This window comes from Pseudomonas sp. LBUM1643 (genome assembly GCF_059716215.1).
In genome coordinates this window covers 226,767-252,095 of record NZ_CP166813.1, presented here as the reverse complement: position 1 = coordinate 252,095, position 25,329 = coordinate 226,767, and the positions used below count along the sequence as shown (strand labels likewise).

The following is a 25,329-nucleotide window of genomic DNA, read 5'->3' as shown; positions in this document are numbered from 1 at the left end:
CGGTTGCAAAAACCAGGCGAAAACGCCAGTTTCTACTTCACCCTTGTAGACCGTCTTGCCCACCCCCATATTGGGGCGACTGACGCGTGAAGGAATCCAACTTGAGCGAACTTCTCAACCGCCGCCTGGCTCTGCTCGGCGAGCGCGCTAACCTCTCTCTGCTCGAACAGTGCCTTCACGGCATCGAACGTGAATGCCTGCGCGTGACCAGCGAAGGTCGCCTGGCGCAAACGCCGCACCCGGAAGAATTGGGTTCCGCGCTGACCAACGAACAAATCACCACCGACTATTCCGAGTCGCTGCTGGAGTTCATCACGCCAGCCCTGCCCGACCCGGCCGACACGCTGGCGAGCCTGGACAGCATTCACCGCTTTGCCTACAGCAAGCTCGGCAACGAGTTTCTGTGGAGTCCGTCGATGCCGTGCCCGTTGCCGGCCGAGGAAGATATCCCGATCGCCTACTACGGCACGTCCAACATAGGGCAGCTCAAGTACGTGTACCGCAAGGGCCTGGCCCTGCGTTACGGCAAGACCATGCAGTGCATCGCCGGGATTCACTACAATTTTTCCCTGCCGGAAAAACTCTGGCCGCTGCTCAAAGAGGCCGAAGGCTTTGTCGGCACCGACCGCGATTATCAATCGTCGGCCTACATCGCACTGATCCGTAACTTCCGTCGCTACAGCTGGCTGCTGATGTACCTGTTCGGTGCCTCGCCAGCGCTCGACGCCGGATTCCTGCGCGGTCGTTCGCACCAGCTCGAGCAGTTGGACCCGGACACCTTGTACCTGCCCTACGCCACCAGCCTGCGCATGAGCGACCTGGGTTACCAGAGCAACGCCCAGGCCGGCTTGACGCCGTGCTACAACGACCTGGCGAGCTACACCGACAGCTTGCGCAAAGCGGTGGCGACACCTTATGCGCCGTACGTTGAAATCGGCACTCATCAGGACGGTGAGTGGGTTCAGCTCAACACCAACATCCTGCAGATCGAAAACGAGTACTACTCCAACATCCGTCCCAAGCGCGTGACTTACACCGGCGAGCGGCCGATCCAGGCGCTGGTGGCCCGTGGCATTCAGTACGTCGAAGTGCGCTGCCTGGACATCAACCCGTTCCTGCCGATGGGCATCGATCTCACCGAGTCGCGCTTCCTCGACGCCTTCCTGTTGTATTGCGCGCTCAACGAAAGCCCTCTGCTGACCAACAGCAGCTGTGGCAATGCGACCTCGAACTTCCTCAGCGTGGTCAAGGAAGGTCGCCGCCCAGGCTTGCAACTGCAGCGCGACGGTCAACCGGTGGACATGAAGGAATGGGCTGCCGAGCTGCTGGAGAAGATTGCACCGCTGGCCGCACTGCTTGATCAAAGCCATGGCGGCGATGCTCACAGCAAGGCGCTGGACGTGCAGATGGAGAAGATCAAGGACCCGTCCCGGACGCCGTCGGCCATGGTGTTGGCGTCGATGGCCGAGCATAAGGAAAGCTTCGCCCAGTTCTCCCTGCGCCAGAGCCGCGCACATGCCGAGTATTTCCGAAGCGAGCCGCTGTCAGCCGAAGCCCAGGCGACGTTTGAAAACCGTGCGCGCACTTCGCTGGCCGAACAGGTGGAGCTGGAGCAGAACGAAGTCGGTGATTTCGACGTGTTCGTCGGATCGTATCAGGCGAGTATTCTGGCGATCAGTAACTGATCGTTGGCGGTCCTGCGGGCGGCGGGGGACTAACTGTGGTGAGGGGCTTGTGTGGCGAGGGGATTTATCCCCGTTCGACTGCGAAGCAGTCGCCATACCTGTGAAATGGGGGCTGCTTCGCAGCCCAACGGGGATAAATCCCCTCACCACAGTAAATCCCCTCACCACAGTAAATCCCCTCACCACAGTAAATCTCCTCACCACAGTAAATCTCCTCACTACCAAAAATCCCTTTCACCACAAAAATCCCCTCCACTACGGAAGCCCTTGGCCCCATGGGTTTGCGCACCGGTTTTCCACTCATAAGCTAATTCTAAAAAGTTATTTATTTAAGGATTCTTAGATCATTTAGTCTCCTCACATGCCAACTCTCGGCTGCCTGTTGAGGAGCTTCTCCATGAAACTGCACTTCCCCCTTCGCCTCCTGGCGGCCGCTTCGCTGGCTGCGGCGAGTTTCTTTGTCCAGGCAGCCGACGTGACCGTCGCCTACCAGACCACCGTTGACCCGGCGAAAGTCGCCCAGGCCGACGGCGCGTACGAAAAAGCCACCAACGCCAAGATTGACTGGCGCAAATTCGACAACGGCGCCGACATCATCGCCGCCATTGCCTCCGGTGATGTACAAATCGGCTACCTGGGTTCCAGCCCCCTGACTGCCGCGATCACCCGCAAAGTCCCGGTGGAAACCTTCCTCATTGCCACCCAGATCGGCGCCGCCGAAGCCCTGGTCGCTCGCGATGGTTCCGGCATCAAGACCCCGCAAGACCTGATCGGCAAAAAAATCGCCGTGCCATTTGTCTCCACCGGCCACTACAGCCTGCTGGCGGCACTGAAGCACTGGAACATCGACCCGTCGAAAGTCACCGTCCTGAACCTCGCCCCGCCCGCGATCATTGCTGCGTGGAAACGCGGTGACATCGACGCTACTTACGTGTGGGATCCGGCCCTGGGCGTTGCCAAGGAAAACGGCAAAGTGCTGATCACTTCTGGTGAATTGACCAAGTTCGGCGCACCGACGTTCGATGCCTGGATCGTGCGCAAAGACTTCGCCGAAAAACACCCGGAAATCGTCACCGCGTTCGCCAAAGTCACCCTCGACGCCTACGCCGAATATCGCAAAGACCCTCAAGCCTGGCTCGCCAATCAATCCAATGTCGACAAGCTGGTGAAACTCTCCGGCGCCAAGGCCAGCGACATTCCGTTGCTGCTGCAAGGCAACGTCTACCCGCTGGCGGCTGATCAGGTGATCACCCTTGGCGCGCCAACCACCAAAGCCATCACCGACACCGCCACGTTCCTTAAGGAACAGGGCAAGGTCGAAGCTGTACTGCCGGACTACGCGCCTTACGTCAGCGCCAAGTTCATCACTAACTGATCGGGAGTTCATTGCGATGGCTTTGCTACAGCTGGAGCGCATCAGCGCACAGTACCCCGGTAGCCCGGAACCGGTGCTGGCGGATATTTCCTTGAGCCTTGGGCCTCAGCAGTTGCTGGTGGCTCTCGGCCCGTCCGGCAGTGGCAAGACCTCGCTGTTGAACCTGATTGCCGGTTTCGTCGAGCCCAGCACCGGGCGTATCACGCTGGACGGCGTACCGGTCAAAGGGCCGAGCGCCGAACGCGGCGTGGTGTTCCAGGACGATGCCCTGCTGCCTTGGCAAGACGTGCTGGCCAACGTCGGCTTCGGTCTGGAGCTGGCGGGGGTGTCTCGTGAAAAACGCGAAATCCGCGCCAGGGAAATGCTCGCGCTGGTGGACCTTTCCGGTTTCGAGAACCGCCGGATCTGGCAACTCTCGGGCGGACAGAAACAGCGCGTCGGCCTGGCCCGCGCGCTGGCTGCCGACCCTCGCGTATTGCTGATGGACGAACCGTTCGGCGCCCTCGACGCGTTCACCCGCGAACAGATGCAAGAGCTCTTGCTGCAAGTCTGGCAGCGCACCGCCAAACCGGTTTTTCTGATTACCCACGACATCGAAGAAGCCGTATTTCTTGCCACTGACCTGATTCTTCTGGCGCCTAATCCTGGGCAAATCGTAGAGCGCTTGAGTCTTGATTTCGGTCAGCGCTACGCCGCTGGCGAATCGGCACGGGCGATCAAATCCGACCCACGCTTTATCGAAACCCGCGAACACGTCCTCGCCAAGGTGTTCTCCCAACGCAGCGCCGCCCAGCGGCAGGAGCGCGCATGAGCAGCTATGAAATTCCGGCTGTCACGGTAAAAACCGTTTCGACGGTGATACCTGTACGGCGCAGCTTGAGCACACGCTGGATCAGTGTCCTGACACTGGTCGCGTTGGTGGCGCTCTGGTGGGCGGTGACGGCTACCGGCATGATCGAACCGCTGTTCCTGCCGCCTCCGTCCGCCGTCCTGCAAAAGGGCTGGTTGCTGGTGACCACCGGCTACATGGACTCCACCTTGTGGCAGCACTTGGGCGCCAGTCTGAGTCGCATCGGGCTGGGCCTGGGCTTCGCGGTATTGACGGCGGTACCGGTCGGCATCGCCATCGGCCACAACCGCATTGCCCGCGGCATTCTCGATCCGCTGATCGAGTTCTACCGCCCTATTCCACCGTTAGCCTACCTGCCGCTGATCGTGATCTGGTGCGGCATCGGTGAGCTGTCCAAAGTCCTGCTGATCTACCTCGCGATCTTTGCGCCCATCGCCATCGCCACGGCCACGGGTGTGCGCACGGTCGACCCGGCCAAGCTGCGTGCCGCGCAGTCGCTGGGCGCAACACGGGCGCAGCTGATTCGCCATGTGATTCTGCCAAGCGCCTTGCCGGACATTCTGACCGGCGTGCGCATTGGTCTCGGTGTGGGTTGGTCGACACTGGTCGCCGCCGAATTGATCGCCGCCACCAGCGGTTTGGGCTTCATGGTGCAATCGGCCGCGCAGTTCCTGGTCACCGATGTGGTGGTACTGGGGATTCTGGTCATCGCGCTGATTGCCTTCGCCATGGAAATGGGCCTGCGTGCCCTGCAACGCAAGCTGGTGCCGTGGCACGGCCAGGCTCACTGAGTACTTTGAGTTGCCCCAATTCTTGATTCAACTCTGTAGGAGCTGCCGAAGGCTGCGATCTTTTGATCTTGCTTGTAAAAAACAACATCAAAAGATCGCAGCCTCGTTTCACTCGACAGCTCCTACAAGTCTCCTACACCGCTCCTACAGGTGCGGTGTCGTTCAAAAAATTTATGTACGGCCACCAGAATTCATTTACGCCCCGGCATTTTAGAGAACGACCATGAGTAACCTGTCAATCGTCCCCCTAAGCTCGGCCCTCGGCGCGCAGATCAGCGGCGTCGACGTGAGCCAGCCGCTGAACCTGGAACAACGCGACGTTATCGAGCAGGCGTTGCTCAAGCACCAGGTGTTGTTCTTCCGCGACCAGCCGATCACGCCTCAGCAACAGGCGCGGTTCGCCTCCTATTTTGGCGACCTGCACATCCATCCGATCTACCCCAACGTGCCTGAACAACCTGAAGTGCTGATCCTTGATACCGCCGTGACCGACGTGCGCGACAACGCGATCTGGCACACCGACGTGACCTTCCTGCCGACACCGGCGATGGGCGCCGTGCTCAGTGCCAAGCTGCTGCCGGAGTTTGGCGGTGACACGCTGTGGGCCAGCGGCATTGCCGCGTATGAAGCGCTGTCTGCGCCGATGAAAAACCTGCTCGAAGGCCTGACCGCCACCCACGATTTCACTCGCTCGTTTCCATTGGAACGCTACGGCAACACGCCAGATGCGCTGGCTCAATGGGAAGAAGCCCGCCGCAAAAACCCACCGTTGTCGCACCCTGTGATCCGCACCCACCCCGTGAGTGGGCGCCGGTCGTTGTTCGTCAATGAAGGGTTCACATCGAAGATCAACGAGCTGTCGGAAACGGAAAGCGAGGCCATTCTGAAGCTGCTGTTCGCCCATGCGACGCGCCCGGAATTCACCATCCGCTGGCGTTGGCAGAAAGACGATGTGGCGTTCTGGGACAACCGCGTGACGCAGCATTACGCAGTGGACGACTACCGCCCTGCACGGCGGGTGATGCAGCGCGCGACGGTGTTGGGGGATGTACCGTTTTTTCGGTGAGACCTGACTTTCGTCATTGCCTGAAATACCGCTATCGCGGGCAAGCCCGCTCCCACAGGTATATCAGTTGGCCGCAGAATGTTGGCTCAACACATAACCCTGTGGGAGCGGGCTTGCCCGCGATAGCGGTATTGCAAGCACCGGAAAAATCCAGCGCCGGACGCTTACTCAGCCGAGGATGGCTTCTCCCAAAGATTAATCCCGCCCTCTTGGGCAAACCCATCAATCTCCGCCAGCTCTTGCGAACTGAAGCTCAAATTCTTCAATGCCCCGACGTTCTCGATAATCTGCTCCGGACGACTCGCGCCGATCAGCGCCGAAGTCACGCGCGGATCCCGCAGCGTCCACGCCAGCGCCAATTGCGCCAGGCTCTGACCACGACGCTTGGCGATCTCGTTCAGCGCGCGAACGTGAGCGATGTTGGCCTCGGACAAATGCGAAGCCTGCAATGAGCCACCCCCCGGACGATTCACCCGCGCATCCTCCGGCACGCCGTTGAGGTACTTGTCAGTCAGCAGCCCCTGGGCCAGTGGTGTGAATGCGATCACCCCGGTGCCGAGCTCGTCGGTGACATCCAGCAGGTCTTTTTCTACCCAACGATTGAGCAGGTTGTACGCCGGCTGATGAATCAACAGCGGCACTTTCCACTCCTTTAGCAGCGCGGCCATTTCACGGGTTTTCACCCCGGAGTAAGACGAGATGCCAATGTACAAAGCCTTGCCTTGCTGCACGGCAGTGGCCAGTGCGCTGGCGGTTTCTTCCAGCGGCGTGTCCGGGTCGAAGCGGTGGGAATAGAAGATGTCGACGTAGTCCAGGCCCAGGCGCTGCAAGCTCTGGTCGAGGCTGGCGAGCACGTATTTGCGCGAACCGCCGCCCTGGCCGTAGGGGCCGGGCCACATGTCCCAACCCGCCTTGCTCGAGATGATCAGTTCGTCGCGATACTGCTTGAAGTCTTCACGCAGCAAACGGCCGAAATTGATCTCGGCGCTGCCATACGGCGGGCCATAGTTATTGGCCAGGTCGAAGTGGTTGATCCCCAGATCGAACGCGGTGCGCAACAACGAGCGTTGGGTGTCGATTGGCGTGCTGTCGCCGAAGTTGTGCCACAGGCCCAACGACAGCGCCGGCAATACCAGCCCGCTGCGGCCTACACGGCGGTACGGGACGGCGTCATAGCGGTTTTCGGCAGCGGTGTAAGTCATCGAATCCTCTCTTGTCTGGGTAAACATTCATTGAGATGAGTACATTAATTCCGTGGCGTGCAATTAAACAAACCCGCAGCAAGGCCACTCAACTCCAAGGCTATCGCGCGACGCAACAAAAACATGTGAATCTGACCTCACACACCATTACCCATCCATCAGCAGGTATCAACGCCATGATCACGCAAACATCGAAAGTCGCCATCATCACCGGCGCCTCACGTGGCATCGGCGCCGTCATCGCCAGACAACTGGCCAGTGAAGGTTTCGCCGTCGCCATTAACTATGCCAGCAGTGCTACCGAAGCATCAAAACTGGTGGATGAACTGCGTCAGGCGGGTCACCAGGCCGCAGCGATCAAGGCCGACGTGGCCAATGCCGAAGACGTGCGCAGGCTGTTCGAGGAGACCGAAACGCAGTTGGGCAAAGTCGATGTGCTGGTGAACAACGCCGGCATCCTCAAGGTGATGCCGCTGGCGCAACACACCGACGAACTGTTCGACCAGACCTTCAACATTCACGCCCGTGGCACGTTCAACACCCTGCGTGAAGCCGCCACTCGCCTGAACGACGGCGGGCGGATCATCAACTTCTCCAGCAGTACCGTCGGCATGAACCTGCCGGGCTATGCGGTTTACATTGCCAGCAAGGCGGCGGTGGAATCGCTGACCCAAGTGTTCGCCAAGGAAATGCGCGGACGTCAGATCACGGTCAACGCCATCGCACCCGGCCCGGTGGCGACCGAGCTGTTTTTGCATGGCAAGAGTGAAGAGCAGATTCAGAATTTTGCGAAGATGCCGCCGCTCGAACGCCTGGGGCAACCGGAAGATATCGCTCGCGTGGTGTCGTTTCTGGTGGGACCGGATTCGGCCTGGGTAAATGGGCAGATTCTGCGGGTCAATGGCGGGTTGGTTTAACTATGCTCATTAAAAAACCGCAGTGAATCTTCCGCGGGCAGGCTCACTCTCACAGGGCTCGCAGTGTTCCATGTGGGAGCGAGCCTGCTCGCGAAAGCGGCTTCAAAAGCACTACACATATCGAAGGGCGGAACTCACCATGCACACCACCATCATCATTACCTTCGGCCTGATCCTCCTGGCGCTGATGCTGTTCATCGGTGAGAAAATCGGCTTCAGCCGCCAGACCCTGACCTACAGCTTCGTCGCCTTGTGGCTGGCGCTGACCGTCATCAACGGCGCCATCGGCGTGGTCACTGCCGGCCAGCCCGTGAGTTCGGAAATGGTGGTCGGCAGCCTGGTGTTCAGCGTCCCGGTGGCCGCACTGGTGTTGTTCACGGTGATGACTCAAGCCTGAGCCATCACCATTTTTTGATCAGCGCACCAAATGCAGGAACTGCATGTGCCGCTCGTACTGGTCGAGGATGTCGTTGATGATCTGCTCCTTGGTGTAGCCGACCAGATCGTAGTCCTGACTGCCCTCGGCCAAATGCACTTCAGCCCGATAGTAACGACGATTGTTGAGCTCCTTCGAACCCATCCCGCCACGGGCGAAAGACGGCGTGAAGTAGCCACGCATCTGCACCTGATAGATGAACGGATGCTGTTCACCATGACCGATTTCCAGGCTGACACTGTCATTGGCCGGGTCAGGCTGCGTGACCACGCTCAAACCCTTCTCGACAAATACGGCAGTCACCTCTTCAATCGCCGGGCGCACCGTCGTGTCGAGGAAGCGATAGACCTCATCCCGCGAGGGGAAGTGCACGGCCTGACTCAACCGCTGGCGCCAGCCACCACGCCGCGAACCGGACACCGGTGCCAGGGAATGCAGCTGTGCGATCTGCTTTTGCGACTCCAGGTAGAACGCCTTGTGCAGCCCCCACATCATCAACAGCAAAATCATCGAGAACGGCAGCGAGGTCAGCACCACGGCTGACTTCAACGCATCGATGCTGCCGGAGAACAGCAGCGCACTGGTCACCAATGCAGTCATCGCGCCCCAGAAAACCCGCAGCCATTTCGGCCCGTCTTCATCCGGATTGCCGCCCTTGGCAGACAGCGTCGACAGCACCACGGTACCGGAGTCGGCCGAGGTGACGAAGAATACGAAGCTGATGAAGACCGTGACCGCGATGACGGTTTTGCTCCACGGGTAGGTTTCCAGCAACAGGTAAAGCGTCATCGAGGGGTTGTCGATGGCCGACATCCCAAGCGCGCTCATGCCGTGGTTGAGGACCTGATCGATGGCGCTGTTGCCGAAAATCGACATCCACGCCAGGGTGAAACCAAGCGGGATCAGCAGCACGCCAAAAACGAATTCGCGGATGGTCCGGCCACGGGAAATCCGCGCGATGAACAGGCCAACGAACGGCGACCATGCAATCCACCAGGCCCAGTAGAACACTGTCCAGCCGCCCAGCCAGTCGCTGGGTTTGTCATAGGCGTACAGGTCAAAACTCTTCATCGGCAAAGCGCCGAGGTAGTCGCCAATGTTCTGGATCAGGGTGTTGAGCAAATGCTGCGTAGGGCCGGCGAACAACACGAACAGCAGCAGCGCGCAGGCCAGCAGCATGTTGATGTCGGACATCACCCGCACGCCTTTATCGACGCCGGATACCGCGACGATGATTGCCGCACCCATCATCAGCGTGATCAGGCCTACCTGAACCCACTGGGTGTGTGCAACGCCGAACAGATAGTCGAGCCCGGAGTTGAGGTGCAACACGCCAAAGCCCATGTCGGCACCGAGGCCGAACACCGTGGCGATGATGCCGAAGCCGTCCACCGCATAACCGATCGGACCGTTGATGCGCTTGCCGATCAGTGGATAGAGCGCCGAGCGCAACGCCAGTGGCAGGTTATGGCGGTAGGCGAAGTAGGCCAGCGCCATGCCGACAAAGGCAAACACGCCCCAACCATGCAGTCCCCAGTGCAGAAACAGAATCTGCATCGCCTGCCGCGCTGCATCTGCCGTGCCGGCATCGCCCTGGGGCGGTTGCGCGAGGTGGGTCAGCGGCTCGGACACACAAAAGAAAAACAGCGTGATGCTGATCCCGGCGGCAAACAGCATGCCGGCCCAGGACAGGTAACTGAACTCGGGTTCGTCGTGGTCGGCACCGAGCTTGATCTTGCCGTAGCCGGACAAGGCGGTGACCACCACGAAGACCAGGTACAGGGTCATCGCGAGCATGTAGTACCAGCCGACCGTATTGGCCGCCCAGTTTTGCGCCGCCAGCAACCAGGCCCCGGCTTGCTCGGGCATCGCGATAACCACGATGCCGAACAACAGAATGAAACTCGCCGAGAAGTAGAACACCGGCGGATTCATGCGGACCTGGCCGCTTGGTGGGAGGGAAGATGCACTCATGAAACGCGCACCTCTAAGGTAGGTAATGTGGCTGTGAAAATCAGACTCAGCAAAGGCAAGCCTCCTGTTGTGAGCGGGCAGCGAACCGGCGTTTTAACTTGAATGAGCGTTCAAGTTAAACATGGATAGGGCGCTAAGGACTAATCGCAGGGCTCGGCGGTACTGTGTGTACGCTAGCTCAAGGAAGGGTATGAGGTGGGATTTGGTGGTTTGGTTCACTGGATAATTGGCTGAATGCCATTATCACAGTCCGGCTTGAAATCATTCGCGGGCAAGCCACGCTCCCACAGGCGTTGTGTCGTACGGCATTGCGTGAACGACATCGATCCTGTGGGAGCGGGCTTGCCCGCGAAGGCGTTAGAAAATCACCGAAGATTTCAGCCCTTACTTCTGCGTCCCATCATCATGCTGCAGATTCGCCTGGGTCAGGTTGCACCCCGCCGGCACGCTGCGGGTCAGCCAGACGTTACCGCCAATGGTCGAACCCTTGCCGATGGTAATCCGCCCCAGAATCGTCGCACCGGCGTAGATCACCACGTCATCCTCGACAATCGGATGCCGCGGATGGCCCTTCTGCAATTGCCCGTCTTCATCCGCCGGAAAACGCTTGGCACCCAGGGTCACGGCCTGATAGATCCGCACACGCTCGCCGATGATGGCGGTCTCGCCAATCACCACACCTGTCCCGTGATCGATAAAGAAGCTGCGACCGATCTGCGCCCCGGGGTGGATATCGATGCCCGTGGCCGAGTGCGCGATTTCCGCGCTGATCCGCGCCAGCAGCGGCAACCCGGCGCGGTAGAGATGGTGCGCCAGGCGATGGTGAATCACCGCGAGGATACCGGGGTAGCACAGCAGCACCTCATCAACGCTGCGCGCCGCCGGGTCACCGTGGTAGGCCGCCAGCACATCGGTGTCCAGCAAGCTGCGCAGCCCCGGCAACGCGAGGGCGAAATCCTGGATGATCTGAATGGTCCTGGCCTCGACTTCGGTATCGGCCTGGGCGCTATGGCGCGCGGCGTAACGCAGTTCGAGTCGCGCTTGAGCCAGCAATGCGTTCAGCGCCACGTCCAGCGTGTGGCCGACGTAGAAATCTTCACTCTCCTCACGCAGGTCGACCGGCCCCAGACGCATCGGGAACAGCGCGCCACAGAGCGCTTCAAGAATGTCGGCCATCGCCGCTCGTGAAGGCAACTCGCGACCGCCCTGCTCGCCACTGGCGCGACCGTTTTGGGCACGCCATTGATCACGCGCGATACGCAGTTGGCTGACGATGGTCTGCAATTGCCAATGGCTGGATCGCTCGCTCACTGTAGAAACTCCTCATCGGCAGCCGGACTGTCTGGCCACCTTGACGGCGATTACTTTACGGCAAGGTCTTCAAGCCGAATTAAGAACCAATAGTGCTGAACTCAATACTTTTGGCTATAAGCGATTGGCGGTTGCCCCTGGATTTTGGCGTGCCTATAGTCCTGACATCTTTCCCTGCCAGTGCGTAACCATGATCAAACAACAGCTCGCCCGTTTCGACCGCCTCGAATTGCTCAGCCACCCGACGCCGCTGGAAAAACTCGAGCGCTTGTCGACCTGGCTGGGCCGCGACGTATACGTCAAACGCGATGACCTGACGCCACTTGCAATGGGCGGCAACAAGCTGCGCAAACTCGAATACCTGGCGGCAGATGCTCTGGCCCAAGGCGCCGACACGTTCATCACCGCAGGCGCGCTGCAGTCCAACCACGTTCGCCAGACCGCTGCCCTGGCCGCCAAACTGGGCCTGGGTTGCATCGCTCTGCTGGAAAATCCGCTGGGCACTGACGACAGCAACTACGTCGCCAATGGCAATCGGCTGCTGCTCGACCTGTTCGATGCCAAGGTCGAGCTGGTGGAAAACCTCGACAACGCCGACGAACAATTGCAGGCCCTGGCTGACCGACTGCGCAACAACGGCAAAAAACCCTACATCGTGCCGATTGGCGGCTCCAACGCTTTGGGCGCGCTCGGTTATGTGCGCGCCGGGCTGGAACTGGCCGAACAGATCAAGGACACCGGCCTGACTTTTTCTGCCGTGGTTCTGGCCTCGGGCAGTGCAGGAACCCATAGCGGCCTGGCGCTGGCATTGAATGAAGCACTGCCGGATTTGCCGGTGATCGGGGTCACCGTATCGCGCAGTGATGAAGATCAAAGACCCAAGGTTCAGGGCCTGGCCGAGCGCACGGCGGAGCTGCTGGGCGTGAATCTGCCAACAAGTTTCAAAGTCGAATTGTGGGACGAATATTTCGGACCGCGTTACGGCGAACCGAACGCCGGCACGCTCTCAGCGGTGAAGCTGGTGGCCAGTCAGGAAGGGTTGTTGCTCGACCCGGTGTACACCGGCAAGGCAATGGCGGGTTTGCTGGATGGCATCGGGCGTCAGCGCTTCAATGAGGGGCCGATTATTTTCCTGCACACCGGTGGGGCACCGGCGTTGTTTGCTTATAAGGACTATCTGGCAGGTTGAAGCATTCTGTGGCGAGGGAGCTTGCTCCCGCTGGGGTGCGAAGCGCCCCTAAAACCTTCGCTGCGGTGATCTAGTGTTGCCTCGATGGGTTCACGACTGCTACGCAGCCGAGCGGGAGCAAGCTCCCTCGCCACAAAGTGAATGAGTTTTTTATTCCTCAAATGAATAACAATCTAAATATTTATTATTTTCCAATCTAAGAACGCCATCATATAGTCGCGCCGCAGGCGAATTTGCAACAAGACGCATAGGCTGCTTTAGGGCAGGATATCGCAGACGTTTAAATCCCGAATTTGCCAACCTTTTCACTACGTCTTCCATAAGAAAACACAGGGGCTTGTCATGAATTTTTCCGCACTACGTCGAAATCTGCTGGTAGGTTCGCTGGGCCTGGCGCTGAGCGCTGGTCTGATCGGCCAGGCCGTTGCCGGTGAGCAACTGCAAAAAATCAAAGACGCCGGCGTGATCAACGTCGGCCTGGAAGGCACTTACCCACCGTTCAGCTTCGTCGACGCCGACGGCAAACTGGCCGGCTTCGAAGTCGAGTTCTCCGAAGCCCTGGCCAAAGAGCTGGGCGTGAAAGTGAAACTGCAACCGACCAAATGGGACGGCATCCTCGCGGCTCTGGAATCCAAGCGTCTGGATGCAGTGATCAACCAGGTGACCATTTCCGAAGAGCGCAAAAAGAAATACGACTTCTCCGAGCCGTACACCGTTTCCGGGATTCAGGCGCTGGTTTTGACCAAGAACAAAGACACCATCAAGACTGCCGCCGATCTGGATGGCAAGAAAGTCGGTGTAGGCCTGGGCACCAACTACGAGCAATGGCTCAAGGAAAATCAACCCAAAGCCATCATCAAGACCTATGACGATGATCCGACCAAGTTCCAGGACCTGCGCGTAGGCCGTATCGACGCCATTCTGATCGACCGTCTCGCCGCCCTGGAATACGCCAAGAAGGCCAAGGACACTGTCGCCGCCGGCGAAGCGTTCTCCCGCCAGGAAGCCGGTATTGCCCTGCGCAAAGGCGAGCCTGAGCTGCTGGCCGCAGTGAACAAGGCCATCGACAAGCTGCGTGCCGACGGTACGCTGAAAAAGCTTTCGGAAAAATACTTCAGCGCTGACGTCACTCAATAATGGAAGAAGCTTTTCAACTCGCACTGGATTCCCTGCCTTTCCTGCTCAAGGGGGCCTACTACACGGTCATCTTGAGCCTGGGCGGGATGTTCTTCGGCCTCATGCTGGGCTTCGGCCTGGCACTGATGCGCCTGTCGCGCTTCAAGCTGGTGAGCTGGATCGCACGCATCTACGTGTCGTTCTTTCGCGGCACGCCGTTGCTGGTGCAATTGTTCGTGATCTATTACGGCTTGCCGCAATTGGGCATGGAACTCGATCCGCTGCCGGCGGCCCTGATCGGCTTCTCGCTGAACATGGCCGCTTACGCCTGTGAAATCCTGCGGTCCGCGATCAGCTCCATCGAGCGCGGTCAGTGGGAAGCTGCCGCCAGCATCGGCATGACCCGAGCGCAAACCCTGCGACGGGCCATCATCCCGCAGGCAATGCGCACCGCATTGCCGCCGCTGGGCAACAGCTTCATTTCGCTGGTCAAGGACACCGCGCTGGCCGCCACCATCCAGGTGCCGGAGTTGTTCCGCCAGGCGCAGCTGATCACAGCACGCACCTTCGAAGTGTTCACCATGTATCTTGCCGCCGCACTGATCTACTGGATTCTGGCCACGGTGCTGTCGCACCTGCAGAACAAGTTGGAAGAGCGGGTCAATCGGCACGACCAGGAGTCCTGACCCATGATTGTCGTGGAAAAACTGACAAAGCAGTTCAAGGGTCAAGTGGTGCTCAATGGCATCGATCTGGAAGTAAAGGAAGGCGAGGTTGTGGCCATTATCGGGCCCAGCGGCTCGGGTAAAACCACCTTCCTGCGCTGCCTGAATTTTCTGGAAGAACCCACCAGTGGCCGGATCAAGGTCGGTGACATCGAAATCGATGGCAGCCGACCACTGAACCAGCAGCAAAGCCTGGTGCGCCGCTTGCGTCAGCACGTGGGTTTCGTGTTCCAGAGCTTCAATCTGTTCCCTCATCGCACGGCCCTGGAAAACGTGATCGAAGGGCCGATCGTGGTGAAAAAAATCCCCCGCGCCGACGCCATTGCCCTGGGCAAAAAACTGTTGGCCCGAGTCGGGTTGGCGGGCAAGGAGGACGCGTATCCGCGACGTCTTTCAGGCGGCCAGCAACAGCGCGTTGCGATCGCCCGGGCATTGGCCATGGAGCCGGAAGTCATTCTGTTCGACGAGCCCACCTCGGCCCTCGATCCGGAGCTGGTGGGTGAAGTGCTGGCAACCATCCGCAGCCTGGCGGAAGAGAAACGCACCATGGTGATCGTCACCCACGAAATGAGCTTTGCCCGGGACGTGGCCAATCGCGTGGTGTTTTTCGACAAAGGGGTGATCGTCGAGCAAGGTGAAGCCAAGGCTTTGTTTGCCAACCCTAAAGAGGAACGGACGAAACAATTCCTCAGCAAGTTTATAAACAACACACACCACTAAACACCCCCGCAATACGGTTTAACTTCCACGGATGGAAGTCCCTCCCCCTCTATAAATATCCTGTTCGCCTAATTCAATAACACTGTGCGCCCTACAACTTTTTTGTCGGAGCGCGCGGTACATACATAGGCCATGGAAAATATTCTACCTTCGCAAGTATGCTCAACACTCAAGCAGTGATGAGCTGTCGCTAACGCTAAGCAGCACAACAAAACCCAACATTTACTGAGCTATATTCGACTGCGCGATGGAGCTTACTAACTCCTGCACGTAGGAACCTTCTGAATAACACGCGCTCACCCACTTAACTAACTCACTCTATTGACAGTCATTCATCCGCACTTTTATCTGTGACTACGGACGACACTCATCACACTCAATCATTATTTCAACTTTTAATAATGAACTGTTTTGCTGTTCGACATCCGCGCTTTTTTTCAGAAACGGAATTCGTTGCAAGACTTCAAGGAGAATCCATGAAAAGCATCTCGACCACACTTCAATTGGCGGTGCCGACGCTGGCGCAATCAGACAAGCGCAGCATCAACATCAGCTCGGCGGAACACCTGCTGATCGACGTGGCGCCTTACACCGGCATGGATGAAGGCGATCTCATCGAACTGTTCTGGGATGACTGCTACGTGGCGTCCAAAGTGTTGGCTGCCAGGGACCTGTGCAAGACCGTCAGCCTGCGAGTACCGGAAAGCTTTATTGCCAGCGGCGCTTCGAGCGTTCGCTACCGGGTCATGCAAATCGGTCAGGAGCCGGCCCTGTCGTCCGCCATACACGTACACGTCAAACTGGAATGCCCAGGCGGACAGCCACTATCGGTGTGCGGCGATGAAAACCAGAATCTGGCACCGGTCAACCTCCCCCGGGCGATTCAACGAAAGGGCGTCAATTCGAGACAGATTAAACGCGGCGTGCCGTTGACCATCGAGCCATACCTGAACATGGCCGTCGACGACGAGATCACCCTGCGCTGGGGGGACGCGCGAATGGATCTGCCCAAGCTAAAACCTTGTGATATCGGACAGCCGATTCAGGTCTGGGTACCTTCGGCGATCATTCGCGAAGCGGGCGAGGATCTGCGACTCGAAGTCACATATTGCGTGCTCGACCGGGTCGGCAACAATTCTCGCTGGGCGCCGGTGCGCAGGCTGAAGATCGGCTGCGCCAACGCCTACCTCAAAGTCCCGCTGAAAAAAAAACCGAAATCCTCTGAACCTCTCAGAAAGTAAATGTTTGGCAGAAACATGTGGCGAGGGAGCTTGCTCCCGCTGGGTGCGAAGCACCCCATCAAGACGTCTGATCGAGCTTTTTCAGCTAATCAGAGGTGACTTTTTTTCGACTGCTTCGCAGTCGAACGGGAGCAAGCTCCCTCGCCACAAGGACCGCGACATTCAATCACAACGCCCTTCTATGCATATTCCTAAAAGTTAGTTTATTAATTATTTATACACGTTTAGGGTATATGAACCGGACCACCGGACATTCTTGTTTTCGTACGCCACCTTTCCGCGGCGTTTCCATGAGATGTGAGGTAGGTATGGTCCGGAACACAATCACCCCAGTGCAGATCGCCAGGGCATTGCGTGCAGCCAAGGAGTGGCGCTGATGTCCAGTCTGGCAGACGCACTTGTCCAGAGTGATCTGGATATCGCCCCGTTGCTGTTGCCCGCGCAGGTTTTGCGCAACGATGCTCAAGCCATCAAGGCCGCCCATGAGCTGGCACAGGTCGCCCGTCTACAAGCGGCCAAACGTGACCAGCAGCGCAAGCTGCCGTGGTCGGAAGTCGAACAATTCACCCGCAGCGGCCTGGGCAGCATTGCCATCCCGCGTGAGTACGGCGGTCCACAGGTTTCATTCGTCACCCTTGCCGAGGTCTTCGCGATCATTTCCGCGGCCGACCCGGCGCTAGGGCAGATCCCGCAAAACCAGTTTGGCATCCTTAATCTAGTGCTCGGCAGCGCCACCGAAGCGCAGAAAAAACAGCTATTCAAAAGCGTGCTTGAAGGCTGGCGCATCGGCAATGCAGGCCCGGAGCGCGGCACCAAAAACACCCTCGAACTGAAAGCGCGAATCACCGCCGACGGCGATGGTTTCGTGATCAATGGGCAGAAGTTTTATTCCACCGGCGCGTTGTTCGCTCATTGGGTCGCCGTCAAAGCGCTGAACGATGACGGCAAGCAGGTACTGGCCTTCGTCCGCCGTGGCACGCCCGGTTTGCGCATCGTCGATGACTGGTCGGGTTTTGGCCAACGCACCACCGCCAGCGGCACTGTCTTGCTCAACAACGTGCGGGTAGACGCCGAGCTGGTGGTGGATAACTGGACGATCAACGACAAGCCGAACATTCAGGGTTCCGTCTCGCAGCTGATTCAAGCGGCCATCGACGCCGGCATTGCCCGAGGCGCTATCGACGACGCCATCGAGTTCGTGAAGACCCGTGCACGACCCTGGATCGACGCCAATGTTGAACGGGCCAGCGACGACCTCTATGTCATCGCCGACATCGGCAAACTGAAAATTGAACTGCACGCCGCTGAAGCCCTGCTGCGCAAGGCCGGGCAAGTGCTCGACCAGGTCAACGCCGCGCCGCTCACCGCCGAGTCCGCTGCCCGCGCCTCGATTGCCGTGGCCGAAGCCAAAGTGCTGACCACCGAAATCTCGTTGCTGTCCAGCGAAAAGCTCTTCGAACTCGCCGGCAGCCGCGCCACCCTCGCCGAATTCAATCTCGACCGTCACTGGCGTAACGCCCGCGTGCACACGCTGCACGATCCGGTGCGCTGGAAGTATCACGCTGTCGGCACGTATCACTTGAACGGCACGTTGCCCGCTCGTCATTCCTGGATTTAACGACCAGACACTTTTGACCAGATCTCTGGAGAAGCACATGCCTCTTTCTCACCACGTCGCGGTCATAACCAGCGATGAGCAAGCCCTGATCGTCGCCAGTGACCTGGCCGATGACTTCAAACGCGACAGCGCCCTGCGCGACCGCGAACGCCGTTTGCCACATCCGGAGCTGGAAGTGTTTTCCCGTTCGGGCCTATGGGGCATCAGCGTGCCAAAGGAATACGGTGGCGCGGGCGTTTCAAACGTCACCCTGGCCAAGGTCATCGCCTTGATCGCGCAGGCGGACGGCTCTCTCGGACAGATCCCCCAAAACCATTTCTACGCCCTCGAAGTGCTGCGAGTGAACGGCAGCGCCGAGCAGAAAAAACGCCTGTACGCCGAAGTTCTGGCCGGTCAGCGCTTTGGCAATGCCCTGGCAGAACTGGGCACCAAAACCGCCCACGACCGTGTCACCCGCCTGACCCGCGAAGGCGATGGTTATCGCATCAACGGCCGCAAGTTCTACGCCACAGGCGCCATTTACGCCCAACGCATCCCGACGTCAGTCATTGATGAAAACGGCGTGCAGCAACTGGCGTTCGTCCCGCGCGACAGCAAAGGCCTGACGGTTATCGACGACTGGAGCGGCTTTGGCCAGCGCACCACGGGCAGCGGTTCGGTGGTGTTCGAAGACGTCTACATCGCGGCCGAAGACGTGATCCCTTTTCAAAGCGCTTTCGAACGCCCGACACCGGTTGGCCCGTTGGCGCAGATTCTTCATGCGGCCATCGACACCGGCATTGCACGCGCGGCCTATGAAGATGCCCTGCACTTCGTGCGCACCAAAACCCGACCGTGGATTGATGCCACCCATGAAAAAGCCACCGAAGACCCGTTGACCATCAAGAGCTTCGGCCACCTGAGCATCCGACTGCATGCCACTGAAGCCTTGCTCGAACGTGCTGGCGAATACCTCGACAAGGCCCAGGCCGACACCAACGCCGAGACTGTCGCGGCGGCGTCTATTGCCATCGCTGAAGCGCGCGCCATCAGTACCGAAATCTCCCTGGCCGCAGGCAGCACGCTGTTTGAACTGGCTGGCAGCCAGGCGACCCTGATCGAACACGGTCTGGATCGCCATTGGCGCAATGCGCGCGTGCACACGCTGCACGACCCGGTGCGCTGGAAGTATCACGCCGTGGGCAACTACTACCTCAACGATGAAAACCCGCCACTGCGGGGGACCATCTGATGACCGCCAGCAAAAAGAAAATCCTGCTCAACGCGTTCAACATGAATTGCATCGGGCACATCAACCATGGCCTGTGGACGCATCCACGGGACAACTCCACTCAATACAAAACCATCGAATACTGGACCGAACTGGCACAACTGCTGGAGCGTGGGCTGTTTGACGGGTTGTTCATCGCCGACATCGTCGGTGTGTATGACGTCTACCAGAACTCGGTGGATGTGCCGCTGAAAGAGTCGATCCAGTTGCCCGTCAACGACCCGCTGCTGCTGGTGTCGGCCATGGCCGCCGTGACCAGGAACCTTGGTTTCGGCCTCACCGCCAACCTCACTTACGAGCCGCCGTATCTGTTCGCCCGACGCATGTCGACACTCGATCACCTGAGTCGCGGCCGAGTGGGCTGGAACATCGTCACCGGTTACCTCGACAGCGCCGCCAAGGCCATGGGCCTGAGTGAACAGGTCGAACACGACCGCCGCTATGACCAGGCTGACGAGTACCTCGAAGTGCTCTACAAGCTGTGGGAAGGCAGTTGGGAAAACGGCGCGGTGCTCAACGATCCGCAGCAGCGAATCTATGCGCAGCCGGAGAAGGTGCACAAGGTCGAGCACAAGGGCGAGTTCTATCAAGTCGAGGGCTATCACCTCTGCGAACCTTCGCCGCAACGTACGCCGGTGCTGTTCCAGGCCGGCAGCTCGGACCGTGGATTGCTGTTCGCCGGGCGTCACGCCGAGTGCGTGTTCATCAGCGGTCAGAACAAACCATCGACCAAGGTTCAGGTGGACAAGGTGCGCGCCAGCGCCGTTGCTGCCGGTCGCAACCCCGAGGACATCAAGGTGTTCATGGGGTTGAACGTGATCGTCGGCGCCACCGAAGAGCTTGCCTGGGCCAAGCATGCCGAGTACCTGAGCTACGCCAGCGCGGAAGCGGGCGTGGCGCATTTCTCGGCCTCGACCGGGATCGATTTTTCCGAGTACGAGATCGACGAACCGATCCAGTACGTGAAGAGCAACGCCATCCAGTCCGCGACCAAGAACCTGCAGAACAACGACTGGACCCGCCGCAAATTGTTGGAGCAACACGCCCTCGGTGGTCGTTACATCACCGTGGTGGGTTCGCCTGAGCAAGTGGCCGATGAGCTGGAATCGTGGATCGCTGAAACCGGTCTGGATGGCTTCAACCTGACGCGCATCGTCACGCCGGAAAGTTATGTGGATTTCATTGAACAGGTGATCCCGGAACTGCAGCGTCGAGGGTCGTACAAGACCGCTTATGACAACGGCTCCTTCAGGGAAAAGCTGTTTCACGAAGGCGCGCATTTGCCTGATCAACACACGGGTTCGGCGTTCCGCCGTTAAAAGCATCGCTAGCAGGCTAGCTCCCACAGTTGCAATGCATTCCTACTGTGGGAGCCAGCCTGCTGGCGATGAGGCCCAACCAGACAACACACATTCATGCACTGACTGGAATAACCATCATGACCAAGAAACGCCTCTCCCACCCAGTCAAAGCACTGGCCCTGGCCCTCGGCCTCTTCAGCTCCGCCAGCTTTGCCGCCGACCCGGCACTCAAGGTCGGCACCACCGCCGCCTTCGCCATCCCTCTGGAAGCGGCCGTCGAAGAAGCCAACAAACAAGGGCTGAAAGTAGAACTCGTCGAGTTCAGTGACTGGATCGCCCCCAATGTGAGCCTCGCCGCTGGCGACATCGACGTGAACTACTTCCAGCACATCCCGTTCCTGGAAAACGCCAAGGCCGCCGCCGGTTTTGACCTGGTGCCGTTTGCACCGGGGATCATCAACAACGTCGGCCTGTACTCGAAGAAATACAAAAGCTTCGACGATCTGCCAGAAGGCGCTACCGTCGCCATCGCCAACGACCCGATCAACAGCGGCCGCGGCCTGCAACTCCTGGCCAAGTCCGGCCTGATCACACTCAGACCCGGTGTTGGCTACAAGGCCACCGAAGAAGACATCGTCAGCAACCCAAAGAAAATCAAAATTCTCCAGGTGGAAGCCGTGCAACTGGTGCGCGCTTATGACGACGCCGATCTGGTGCAGGGCTACCCGGCCTACATCCGCTTGTCCAAGACCTTCGATGCCGGCTCTGCGCTGCTGTTCGACGGGCTCGACCACAAGGAATACGTCATCCAGTTCGTGATTCAGCCCAAGAGCAAAACCGATCCTCGCCTGATCAAGTTCGTCGACATTTACCAGCATTCGCCGGCGGTCCGTGCAGCGCTGGATAAAGCCCACGGCAAGCTCTACCAAGCCGGTTGGGAAAGCTGAGAATGACGGCTGCCACGCAACTGCGACTGGAAATTCCAGAGCAACGTCAGGCCCAAAAAGCCGAACTGCATCCAGACCTGAACCGCGCTCATGTGCGTTTTATCGGCCTGGGCAAAACCTACAACGGCCAGCAAGGTCCGGTCGCCGCCCTGCACGGCATCGACCTGGCGATTCAGCGCGGCGAAGTGTTCGGCATCATCGGCCGCAGCGGCGCTGGCAAGTCGTCGCTGATCCGCACCATCAACCGACTTGAACAGCCGAGCAGCGGTCGCGTGTTGATCGATCAGGTGGACATTGGCGAGTTCGATGAAGACCGGTTGGTCGCGCTGCGTCGGCGCATTGGCATGATCTTTCAGCATTTCAATTTGATGTCGGCCAAGACGGTTTGGCAGAACGTCGAATTGCCGCTGAAAGTGGCGGGTGTCCCGAAGGAAAAACGCGAGGAGAAAGTACGCGAATTATTGGAACTGGTGGGGCTTGAAGGTAAACACAAGGCCTATCCGGCGCAGCTCTCCGGCGGACAGAAACAACGCGTCGGCATCGCTCGCGCACTGGTCCACGATCCGGCGATTCTGCTGTGCGACGAAGCCACTTCAGCGCTCGACCCGCAGACCTCGCAATCGATCCTCGGGCTGCTGCGCGAGATCAACCAACGGCTCGGCCTGACCATCGTGCTGATCACTCACGAAATGGCGGTCATCCGCGATATCTGTGACCGGGTCGTGGTGCTTGAACACGGCCGGATCGTCGAACAGGGGCCGGTCTGGGAAGTGTTCGGCAACCCGCAGCATGAGGTCAGCAAGACCCTGCTTGCGCCGTTGCAACACGCGCTGCCGCAAGAGCTGCAAAGCCGCTTGCACGCGCAGCCTCCCACGTCGGACGCCGCCGTCGTACTGCGTCTGCAATTCACCGGCAGCGCCACCGACGAACCCGATCTGGCCGCGTTGTTCAGCGCCCTTGGCGGTCGCGTGCGGCTGCTGCAAGGTGGCGTGGAACGGATTCAGGGGCATGCGCTTGGACAACTGCTGTTGGCGGTGACAGGTTCATCTTTGGGCGCGGAAGAACTGCGCCAGCGCGCCGCCCTTTGGGCGCAACAGGTGGAGGTGTTGGGTTATGTGGTTTGATCGTTTGCTACAAGGCTTCATCGACACCTTCCTGATGGTCGGCGTGTCGTCGATGATCGCATTGCTGGCGGGCATACCGCTGGCGGTGATTCTGGTCACCAGCTCCAAGGGCGGTATCTACGAAGCACCGGCGCTGAACCGCGCATTGGGGGCGTTCGTGAACCTGTTTCGATCTATACCGTTTCTGATTCTGATGGTGGCGCTGATCCCGTTCACCCGCCTGATCGTCGGCACCACGTATGGCGTGTGGGCAGCGGTGGTCCCCCTGACAATCGCCGCCACACCATTCTTTGCGCGTATCGCCGAGGTCAGCTTGCGTGAGGTCGATCATGGGCTCATCGAAGCAGCACAGGCGATGGGATGCCGGCGCTGGCACATCGTCTGGCATGTACTGCTGCCGGAAGCGCTGCCGGGGATTGTCGGCGGTTTCACCATTACCCTGGTCACCATGATCAACTCCTCGGCCATGGCCGGTGCGATTGGCGCCGGTGGGTTGGGGGACATTGCGTATCGGTACGGCTATCAGCGATTCGATAGCCAGATCATGCTGACGGTGATCGTGTTGCTGGTGGTGTTGGTGGCTATTATCCAGCTGGGTGGGGATCGATTGGCGCGGGGTCTTAACAAACGCTGAATCAAGATCAAAAGATCGCAGCCTTCGGCAGCTCCTACATTGATCGGGTTCGCAAACGATGTTGTGTGTGTGTGTTCATTTACCGGGGTCACCGACGATGTTGGGGATGAACACTGACCCTGTAGGAGCTGCCGAAGGCTGCGATCTTGGCTGTAGGAAATCCACTACAAAACTGGACGTTTTCTCACAGAAAAATCAGCGTTCTTACAAGGCTGGTCCCTTCCCTTTGCAGGACGTTTCCTAGATTATTTCGCACGCGTGCGCCTGCAGAATTCCGTGCCTAGTCTCCGTCCGTCACTGCTCATCAGTGATCGGGTTTAGTAGCCCGGATCAATAGGTGCATAGCGTCTCATGCTCATGCCCGGCGCTCTGTCGGGTACTGAATATGGCGGCTGTGCGTGGGGCATCTTCGGATGCACCGGGTTTCCTATTGACCGGCCTACTAACCTGCGCACAGCTGCCACCCATCGTTTAGTAGGCGAGAAGTGTCGGCTCCCACGCAGCAATAGGAGCAACACAGATGAAAAAACCAGTCCCCGACCCACCCTCCAACGCAACCAAAAACGATGAACGTCTCAGAGACCGCTCCGCGCTCTACCGTGCAATCGATTTCTACCTGACCGGCGAGCAACCGTCCGCACCGGATGAACTTCGGTTCTACAACGTCAGCAACGATGTGAGCTTCGAAGATACCCAACTTTATATCGCTGATTTGCTGCGTTGCGCTTCGGTCACGGCGTACCAGTGCGGGGACCATCTCAAAGGCGCTGACAGGGCGATGGTGTTTTCCATCTGGCATTTGCTGGAGATCGCCAAGGCCATGGTTGATCGGTCGATTGATTGTCTGGGGATGAAGAACACCGAGGACTGATTCAGGTTTTTGGTGTTTATGGATACCGCCATCGCGAGCAGGCTCACTCCTACAATAGATCGTCAGCGGATACGACATGTGTGTAACACGATCCACTGTAGGAGTGAGCCTGCTCGCGATGGCTGCGCAGCAGCCCAAATCCCGATGGCGTATATTCGGCACACTCACATTACCCGCGCAGCCCACCATGAAACAAACCCCGGACGACCTCGAAAAAATCACCTCCACGACCTTGGGCCACTACAACTCGGTGGCCGAAGGCTTTCGTGAAGGGACGCGTGATCACGACGTCACCCAGAACATCGACGCCCTGCTACGGCATATTCAGGGCGAGGCGCCCTTCAACATCCTCGACTTCGGCTGCGGACCGGGACGCGACCTGCAAACCTTCACCCGCCTGGGCCACACCGCTGTCGGGCTTGATGGCTCAGAAAAGTTCGCGCAGATGGCGCGTGAAGACAGTGGGTGTGAAGTCTTGCAGCAAGACTTTCTAAAGCTAAATTTGCCAGACCAACGATTTGACGGCATTTTTGCCAACGCAGTCCTGTTTCATATCCCGCGCCAGGAACTACCTCGGGTATTGAAGCAGTTGCACGGTGCGTTGAAACCGGGTGGCGTGTTGTTCAGTTCCAATCCCCGTGGCGAAAATCAGGAAGGCTGGAACGGACCGCGTTATGGCGCATATCACGACTTGCCGGCGTGGCAGGCACTCCTGACCGACGCGGGGTTTGTGGAACTCGAGCATTACTACCGGCCAGCGGGGCTGCCGCGGGAGCAGCAGCCTTGGTTGGCGAGTGTCTGGCGTAAGCCGGTGTAGACAGGCAGGACGCCATCGTCGGAATGCCGCCCAGACCAAGCCCGCTCCCACAAGGTTTTGCGTCGTTCACAACATCCGGATTCGACACAAAACCAGTGGGAGCGTGGCTTGTTCTGGGCGGCATTCCGACGATGAGGCCCGCACATTCA

At 58.9% G+C, this 25,329-nt stretch carries 23 protein-coding genes; 20 read left to right on the top strand and 3 right to left on the bottom strand.

Going from position 1 to position 25,329, the window contains the following annotated elements; translation table 11 throughout:
• The first annotated feature begins 101 nt into the window (after positions 1-101).
• The 5 genes from gshA (at position 102) to tauD (ending at position 5,767) form a co-directional block, all read left to right on the top strand.
• Entirely contained in the window at positions 102-1,685 is a 1,584-nt protein-coding gene (gene gshA / locus ACA063_RS01075; protein ID WP_162437036.1) for a glutamate--cysteine ligase, read from the top strand.
• Positions 1,686-2,082: 397 nt separating this feature from the next.
• Entirely contained in the window at positions 2,083-3,060 is a 978-nt protein-coding gene (gene tauA / locus ACA063_RS01070) for a taurine ABC transporter substrate-binding protein (RefSeq protein WP_497664465.1), read from the top strand.
• 16 nt (positions 3,061-3,076) lie between these two features.
• A complete protein-coding gene (gene tauB, locus ACA063_RS01065; protein WP_497664464.1) occupies positions 3,077-3,871 on the top strand; it encodes a taurine ABC transporter ATP-binding subunit in 795 nt (264 codons plus the stop codon).
• Entirely contained in the window at positions 3,868-4,701 is an 834-nt protein-coding gene (gene tauC / locus ACA063_RS01060) for a taurine ABC transporter permease TauC (protein ID WP_497664463.1), read from the top strand. Before tauB ends, tauC begins: the two co-directional genes overlap by 4 nt.
• Before the next feature lie 223 nt (positions 4,702-4,924).
• The gene (gene tauD, locus ACA063_RS01055; RefSeq protein WP_497664462.1) at positions 4,925-5,767 is read left to right on the top strand and encodes a taurine dioxygenase; all 843 of its coding nucleotides are present in this window, start codon (positions 4,925-4,927) and stop codon (positions 5,765-5,767) included.
• Between the two features lie 164 nt (positions 5,768-5,931).
• On the opposite strand, the gene mgrA is transcribed toward tauD, so the two are convergent.
• Positions 5,932-6,969, bottom strand: a complete 1,038-nt coding sequence (mgrA, locus tag ACA063_RS01050) for an L-glyceraldehyde 3-phosphate reductase (RefSeq protein ID WP_497664461.1) — start codon at positions 6,967-6,969, stop codon at positions 5,932-5,934.
• A 176-nt stretch (positions 6,970-7,145) separates the two neighbouring features.
• Between mgrA and ACA063_RS01045 the strand changes: the two genes are divergently transcribed.
• Positions 7,146-7,886: an SDR family oxidoreductase gene (locus ACA063_RS01045; RefSeq protein ID WP_497664460.1), complete on the top strand. Its 741-nt coding sequence runs from the start codon at positions 7,146-7,148 to the stop codon at positions 7,884-7,886.
• Positions 7,887-8,025: 139 nt separating this feature from the next.
• Entirely contained in the window at positions 8,026-8,283 is a 258-nt protein-coding gene (locus ACA063_RS01040; RefSeq protein ID WP_497664459.1) for a hypothetical protein, read from the top strand.
• 18 nt (positions 8,284-8,301) lie between these two features.
• Here the strand turns inward: ACA063_RS01040 and betT are convergent, their stop codons facing one another.
• A complete protein-coding gene (gene betT / locus ACA063_RS01035) occupies positions 8,302-10,257 on the bottom strand; it encodes a choline transporter BetT (protein WP_497666450.1) in 1,956 nt (651 codons plus the stop codon).
• Between the two features lie 423 nt (positions 10,258-10,680).
• Complete coding sequence (gene epsC, locus ACA063_RS01030) at positions 10,681-11,607, bottom strand: serine O-acetyltransferase EpsC (RefSeq protein ID WP_497664458.1); 927 nt, start codon at positions 11,605-11,607, stop codon at positions 10,681-10,683.
• A 190-nt stretch (positions 11,608-11,797) separates the two neighbouring features.
• Between epsC and ACA063_RS01025 the strand changes: the two genes are divergently transcribed.
• The 13 genes from ACA063_RS01025 to ACA063_RS00965 all read left to right on the top strand — a co-directional run bounded on the left by ACA063_RS01025 (position 11,798) and on the right by ACA063_RS00965 (position 25,180).
• Positions 11,798-12,796: a D-cysteine desulfhydrase gene (locus ACA063_RS01025; RefSeq protein ID WP_497664457.1), complete on the top strand. Its 999-nt coding sequence runs from the start codon at positions 11,798-11,800 to the stop codon at positions 12,794-12,796.
• Between the two features lie 342 nt (positions 12,797-13,138).
• The gene (tcyJ, locus tag ACA063_RS01020) at positions 13,139-13,933 is read left to right on the top strand and encodes a cystine ABC transporter substrate-binding protein (protein ID WP_162437046.1); all 795 of its coding nucleotides are present in this window, start codon (positions 13,139-13,141) and stop codon (positions 13,931-13,933) included.
• On the top strand, positions 13,933-14,598 hold the full coding sequence (gene tcyL, locus ACA063_RS01015; protein ID WP_010464804.1) for a cystine ABC transporter permease: 666 nt from the start codon (positions 13,933-13,935) through the stop codon (positions 14,596-14,598). Before tcyJ ends, tcyL begins: the two co-directional genes overlap by 1 nt.
• A 3-nt stretch (positions 14,599-14,601) precedes the next feature.
• Positions 14,602-15,357 (top strand): L-cystine ABC transporter ATP-binding protein TcyN, encoded by a 756-nt coding sequence (tcyN, locus tag ACA063_RS01010; RefSeq protein WP_162437047.1) that lies wholly within the window; start codon positions 14,602-14,604, stop codon positions 15,355-15,357.
• Between the two features lie 476 nt (positions 15,358-15,833).
• Complete coding sequence (locus tag ACA063_RS01005) at positions 15,834-16,598, top strand: hypothetical protein (protein ID WP_497664456.1); 765 nt, start codon at positions 15,834-15,836, stop codon at positions 16,596-16,598.
• 376 nt (positions 16,599-16,974) lie between these two features.
• A complete protein-coding gene (locus tag ACA063_RS01000; protein WP_497664455.1) occupies positions 16,975-18,216 on the top strand; it encodes an SfnB family sulfur acquisition oxidoreductase in 1,242 nt (413 codons plus the stop codon).
• 37 nt (positions 18,217-18,253) lie between these two features.
• Complete coding sequence (locus ACA063_RS00995) at positions 18,254-19,447, top strand: SfnB family sulfur acquisition oxidoreductase (protein ID WP_497664454.1); 1,194 nt, start codon at positions 18,254-18,256, stop codon at positions 19,445-19,447.
• Positions 19,447-20,805, top strand: coding sequence for an LLM class flavin-dependent oxidoreductase (locus tag ACA063_RS00990; RefSeq protein ID WP_497664453.1), 1,359 nt, complete (start codon positions 19,447-19,449; stop codon positions 20,803-20,805). Before ACA063_RS00995 ends, ACA063_RS00990 begins: the two co-directional genes overlap by 1 nt.
• Positions 20,806-20,924: 119 nt before the next feature.
• A complete protein-coding gene (locus ACA063_RS00985) occupies positions 20,925-21,734 on the top strand; it encodes a MetQ/NlpA family ABC transporter substrate-binding protein (protein WP_497664452.1) in 810 nt (269 codons plus the stop codon).
• Between the two features lie 2 nt (positions 21,735-21,736).
• On the top strand, positions 21,737-22,858 hold the full coding sequence (locus tag ACA063_RS00980) for a methionine ABC transporter ATP-binding protein (RefSeq protein ID WP_497664451.1): 1,122 nt from the start codon (positions 21,737-21,739) through the stop codon (positions 22,856-22,858).
• Positions 22,848-23,492, top strand: a complete 645-nt coding sequence (locus ACA063_RS00975) for a methionine ABC transporter permease (RefSeq protein ID WP_497664450.1) — start codon at positions 22,848-22,850, stop codon at positions 23,490-23,492. The genes ACA063_RS00980 and ACA063_RS00975 overlap by 11 nt, the downstream gene beginning before the upstream one ends.
• A gap of 520 nt (positions 23,493-24,012) precedes the next feature.
• Positions 24,013-24,363: a DUF6124 family protein gene (locus ACA063_RS00970; protein ID WP_497664449.1), complete on the top strand. Its 351-nt coding sequence runs from the start codon at positions 24,013-24,015 to the stop codon at positions 24,361-24,363.
• Between the two features lie 187 nt (positions 24,364-24,550).
• A complete protein-coding gene (locus tag ACA063_RS00965; protein ID WP_497664448.1) occupies positions 24,551-25,180 on the top strand; it encodes a class I SAM-dependent methyltransferase in 630 nt (209 codons plus the stop codon).
• Positions 25,181-25,329: the final 149 nt, after the last annotated feature.